Source organism: Neobacillus rhizosphaerae, assembly GCF_937468385.1.
GTDB lineage: Bacteria > Bacillota > Bacilli > Bacillales > Cytobacillaceae > Neobacillus > Neobacillus rhizosphaerae.
This window is the reverse complement of the sequence record NZ_CALBWS010000059.1, coordinates 1-4,625: the sequence shown is the minus strand read 5'-3', so window position 1 is coordinate 4,625 and position 4,625 is coordinate 1. Positions and strand designations below refer to the sequence as shown.

Genomic DNA, 4,625 nt, shown 5'->3' with positions numbered 1-4,625 from the left:
CACATGCCCATCAAGCTAAGTTAAAACAATACCCCCAAAAATGGAAAAACGCTATGCTTATCGTAAGAAGTTTACGAGAAAGGATGGTGTTTTTTATGAATCCTATCATCTCCAGTGAACTTTCACTTTTCGCACAAGAATTACAACGATTTCTATCTCCATTAGTCCTACAAGAAATCGCCAAACAAGTTGGTTTTGTGCAGCGATCTAGTAAGTTTCAAGCAAATGAACTCATCGCCCTTTGCGTTTGGCTCAGCCAAGAAGTCGCTAGTACATCGCTTACGCAACTATGTAGTCGGTTAGAGGCTTCGACGGGTGTACTAATGAGCCAAGAGGGACTCAATCAACGCTTTAATCCAACAGCTGTCGCTTTCCTCCGAGAAGTCTTTACTTCACTCCTAACACAAAAACTCTGTGCGACACATTCACTATCTTCACACATGATTTCATCTTTCGAACGCATTCGGATTTTAGATGCAACTGTGTTTCAGCTACCTGATTCCTTCGCCACCGATTATCAAGGCTCTGGTGGGAGTAGTAATACGGCAGGCTTGAAAATCCAATTGGAATACGATTTACTGAGTGGCCAATTTTTAAACGTGCAGCTAGGACCGGGAAAGAACAATGATAAAACATACGGTACAATCTGCCTTGAAACCGTAGAGGAGGGCGATTTATGTTTGCGTGATCTTGGTTACTTCGATTTAGGAGACTTACAAGTCATTCATGATAAAAAGGCTTACTATATCTCGCGGTTGAAGCTGAATACACGCATTTATATCAAGAACCCTGAGCCAAAATACTTCAAAAATGGCACGTTAAAAAAGCAAACAGAATACATCCAGCTTGATATGACACAAATGATGTCTGGTCTAACTACTGGTGAAACGATGGAAATCTCCGAGGCATACATTGGCCAAAATCAGAAGCTTCCGGCACGTGTCATTATCCATCGTTTAACTGACGATCAAACGCAAACACGACTGAAAAACCAAGCGATACGTGAAAAGAAGAAAGGTATTGTCATGAAGAATAAAAGTAAACGTTTAATGGGCATGAATGTATATATCACGAACACGTCGCTAGAAGAAATACCGACGAATTACGTGCATTCATTGTACTCACTTCGTTGGCAGATTGAGATTTTGTTTAAAACGTGGAAGTCATTCTTTGAAATAGATGAATGTAAAAACATTAAAAGAGAACGCCTAGAGTGCCATTTATATGGACAACTCATTGGCATTCTCCTCTGTTCTTCTACGATGTTTCAAATGCGACAGCTTCTGCTTGAAAAGAAAAAGCAGGAGCTGAGTGAATACAAAGCAATTTATATGATTAAAGATTACTTTCCGTTACTGTTTCAAGCGATAGCAGTTGGCACAAAAGAACTTTTGAAAATTCTGCATCGCCTTTATCAGCTGCTCAAAAAGAACGGTCGTAAATGTCATCGGTATAAGAAGATGACCGTCTTTGATATTCTAGGGGTTGTGTATGAAACGACAGTGAAGAATAGACAAGCTGCCTAGCAAAAAAATCTCGTTTTAATAGGCTTTTTTGGCATGGCTACTTTTCCATCACTCGCTAGTTTTTAAACAAGGATCATTTCGTATCTAGTAATTTAGGTTGATGGGCATGTGGTACTACCCCTAATAGAAAATACATAAGAAGCAATATGATAATGCACCTATGATTAAGCTAATCCAAGCAAAAAATACTATTTTCTTTTATTATTGGATACAGGACAACCGATGATGTTAAACCAAACTTTGAACGAACAATCTTACTACACACTTTTTTTGTATTTACCCCACACTATCATCTGCTAGTACTACTATTTTTTATAACCAAATCAGCCGTTTCCCTCGGATGGCTAAGAGGGAAATGATGACCATATGGAACAATATCAACCTTACCAAGATGCAATGGAGCAAAATAGCTTCTATCATGATCTCCCCAAATAATATGAAGATTATACCTTTGTACTTTATTAAAATCACCCTGATAGTCTTTCAATAGAAAACTGTTAAGCTGAACCGTTGTATTTAAAATTCTAGGCGAAGTAAAGCTCCTACTTACTTTGGCAATATAATGTTCCGGAATGCTCTCCGTACTTTCAAACAGACCATTACCTAATAAATATCGCTCTATCAAATTAGCAGTTGCCAATTTCAACGCCCATTTGTTCATAAATTGAGGAGCATTAAACGAGTTAGAATTTCTTTTTGCAACAGGTGGCTGAAGTAAAGTAATAGTATTCTTCGTATCAATGTACTCTTGTACTAATGCTTCCAGAAGAATTACCGCACCGAAGGAATGGCCAATCAAATGTGCACCATTAGTAGCTTCCCCCATTAACTCTTTCACTACATTCAAATAGAGATCCAGAAGGTTTTTCTCTCGTTTAAAAGGGGAACGTCCTAAACCTGGAAGATCCAGGATCCATACCGGTTGACCAGTTTTTTCATGAAGCTCTAGTCCTAAAGGAAATAAATCCTCTCCATCGCTTAATAAACCGTGTAATAAAATAAACGGCTTACCCTCTCCTTGTATTTGATAAATGACAGTGTTTCCGATTAATGTTCGTTCAAATGCATGATTATGCTGGTCATTTTGATACATCAAGCGATAATCCAAATCCGCTACGACGGCTGGGAAAAATTTCATTACACTCGTCTTCTTAAACCAATCCCCTCCCATGATTTTTTTCGATGAATCATTTGAAAACTTCCTATTTGTAATAAAGTTCAGTCCATCCGATGGAATTTGTGTTATTTTACTTACCCCACTTTTCATAAGTGCCTTCATGAAAGGAATTGGTACAGAGATTTTAGGTGCTACCATATTCATACTTTCTGACATAACTCCTAATAATTCAGACATATTTGGATCAAGCTGTTTGTCTTGAACAAGTGTATATGTTTGAATAGACGGTTGCTCCTGCTTAAAAACCTGCACAATAAACTTCGCTAGCTCATCGTTTGAAATAAGTGGTAATCTATACCCCTTACCTCCAGGAACAACTGGCATTAGCCCTCTTCGCATACTCGTCACAAGCAAGCCTAAGCCTGCTACTTGCTCCGTACTCCCTGTTTTACTACTGCCGACTACAGTTGGTGGATTAATCACAGAAAGCGGATAGCCTATTTCAGATGCCTGCTGGCGAATATAAAGATCTGCTAAAAATTTTGTTCTTTCATATGAATTTTTTATTTTCAAATAATCGTTGCCTTCCTTAAACACATCAATCGTAACCATGCTACTTTTATCATCCAAGGGGCTCATATAACCTACTATATGAATAAATTGCTGCAAGCCCTTCAATTGATGAATACTTTTAGCTAATTCACCGATATGCTTGGCACCGTTTAAAATTACAGAAACTGCCTCTTGCTCTGTCGCTTTAATATCCATTGGTCCACCCGCGTGAATAATCACATCCGTTTTTAATATCCTATCCTTATCTTCATCACTTAAACCTAAATCTGTTTTCGTTAAATCACCTTCAATAAAGTGCATGGCTGCCTCATTTACAATACCTTTTTCTTGAAAAATGCGTGTTGCCTTACTTTTTGACCTAACTAAAAGAAAAATCATAACTTCCTCTTTAGTTAATTCCTCCACTAATTGCCTCCCAATAAAGCCTGTTCCACCAGTTAAAAATATTGTCCTCATATCCGTGCTCCTTTTTAGTACTATATAGTACTAATTCAATGTAAAAAAAATGCTTCTCTTATCGAAGCAAGTTAAAAAAATGGTTTGCTGTTTGCTTGATAACAGTTGCATCCTTCAATGTTTCTGAAATAAATAGCGCTCCTTCAAGATTCGTTATAAAAAGTGCCGCTACCTCGTCAATATTAATCGTATTTCTAAACTCCCCTTTTTCTACTCCTTGTTTTAGTAATAGAGAGACTTTCGTTTGTAATCCTGTAAAAAAGAGACCTATTTTTTCTTTTATGTGCGTGGCTTGTGCAGGACTTTGAATATAAAGAGTAATAAATGGACAGCCACCCTTATACTCCCTTGACTGAACTCCCTGTGATAAATGCTTTAAAAACAGCTGGACACGATCTTCAACTAATAATTGGTTCTGAGAAAGTATTTCATCAATGGCACGCTGATACGTTTCAATCCAATAATCAACGACCCCTTCTAACAATTCTTCCTTATTAGAAAAGTGATAATACACATTAGATTTTGATACTTTGCTTACACGCACTAATTCATCCATACTTGTATAAGCAAACCCTTTTTCTAAAAATAATGTTGCCGCCACTTCAATCACACGTTTTTGATTCATTAATTTTACCTTTGTCATAACTAGAACTATATAGTACTAGTTTGAATGTTGCAAGTATTAACTATTTCTTTTTCTATGGGACATAGAAACACCCCTTTAGATACTCATATCTTAAGGGGTAAAACGGTGCGACTTTTTTATAAATGGTTAAACTTTATTCAAAACGACGCATCTTTTTTACAAATGGTGCAACTTTATTTCAAAGTAGGGGTACCGCCACATGCCCATCAAGGTAAGAAATCATAATACCCCCAAAACGAAAATTTTATGCATCTTACTCGTTTTTATCGTTTTGGGGTAACTCGTTATTGTTAGCTTGATGGCGATG

General features: G+C 37.2%; 3 protein-coding genes. 1 reads left to right on the top strand and 2 read right to left on the bottom strand.

The annotated features are described in order from the left end of the window. Positions 1–95: 95 nt before the first annotated feature. Positions 96–1,526: an IS4 family transposase gene (locus tag M5A78_RS24450; protein WP_248737868.1), complete on the top strand. Its 1,431-nt coding sequence runs from the start codon at positions 96–98 to the stop codon at positions 1,524–1,526. A gap of 289 nt (positions 1,527–1,815) precedes the next feature. On the opposite strand, the gene M5A78_RS24445 is transcribed toward M5A78_RS24450, so the two are convergent. Together M5A78_RS24445 and M5A78_RS24440 are read right to left on the bottom strand one after the other, a co-directional pair. Then, positions 1,816–3,672 (bottom strand): alpha/beta fold hydrolase, encoded by a 1,857-nt coding sequence (locus tag M5A78_RS24445; RefSeq protein ID WP_248737867.1) that lies wholly within the window; start codon positions 3,670–3,672, stop codon positions 1,816–1,818. Between the two features lie 58 nt (positions 3,673–3,730). After that, entirely contained in the window at positions 3,731–4,297 is a 567-nt protein-coding gene (locus M5A78_RS24440) for a TetR/AcrR family transcriptional regulator (RefSeq protein ID WP_248737866.1), read from the bottom strand. Positions 4,298–4,625 lie beyond the last annotated feature (328 nt).

What these genes read in the sequence shown, in the direction of transcription:
- M5A78_RS24450 (WP_248737868.1), top strand. Translation starts at nt 96, where the DNA reads ATGAATCCTATCATCTCCAGTGAACTTTCACTTTTCGCACAAGAATTA.
- M5A78_RS24445 (WP_248737867.1), bottom strand. Translation starts at nt 3,672, where the DNA reads ATGAGGACAATATTTTTAACTGGTGGAACAGGCTTTATTGGGAGGCAA.
- M5A78_RS24440 (WP_248737866.1), bottom strand. Translation starts at nt 4,297, where the DNA reads ATGAATCAAAAACGTGTGATTGAAGTGGCGGCAACATTATTTTTAGAA.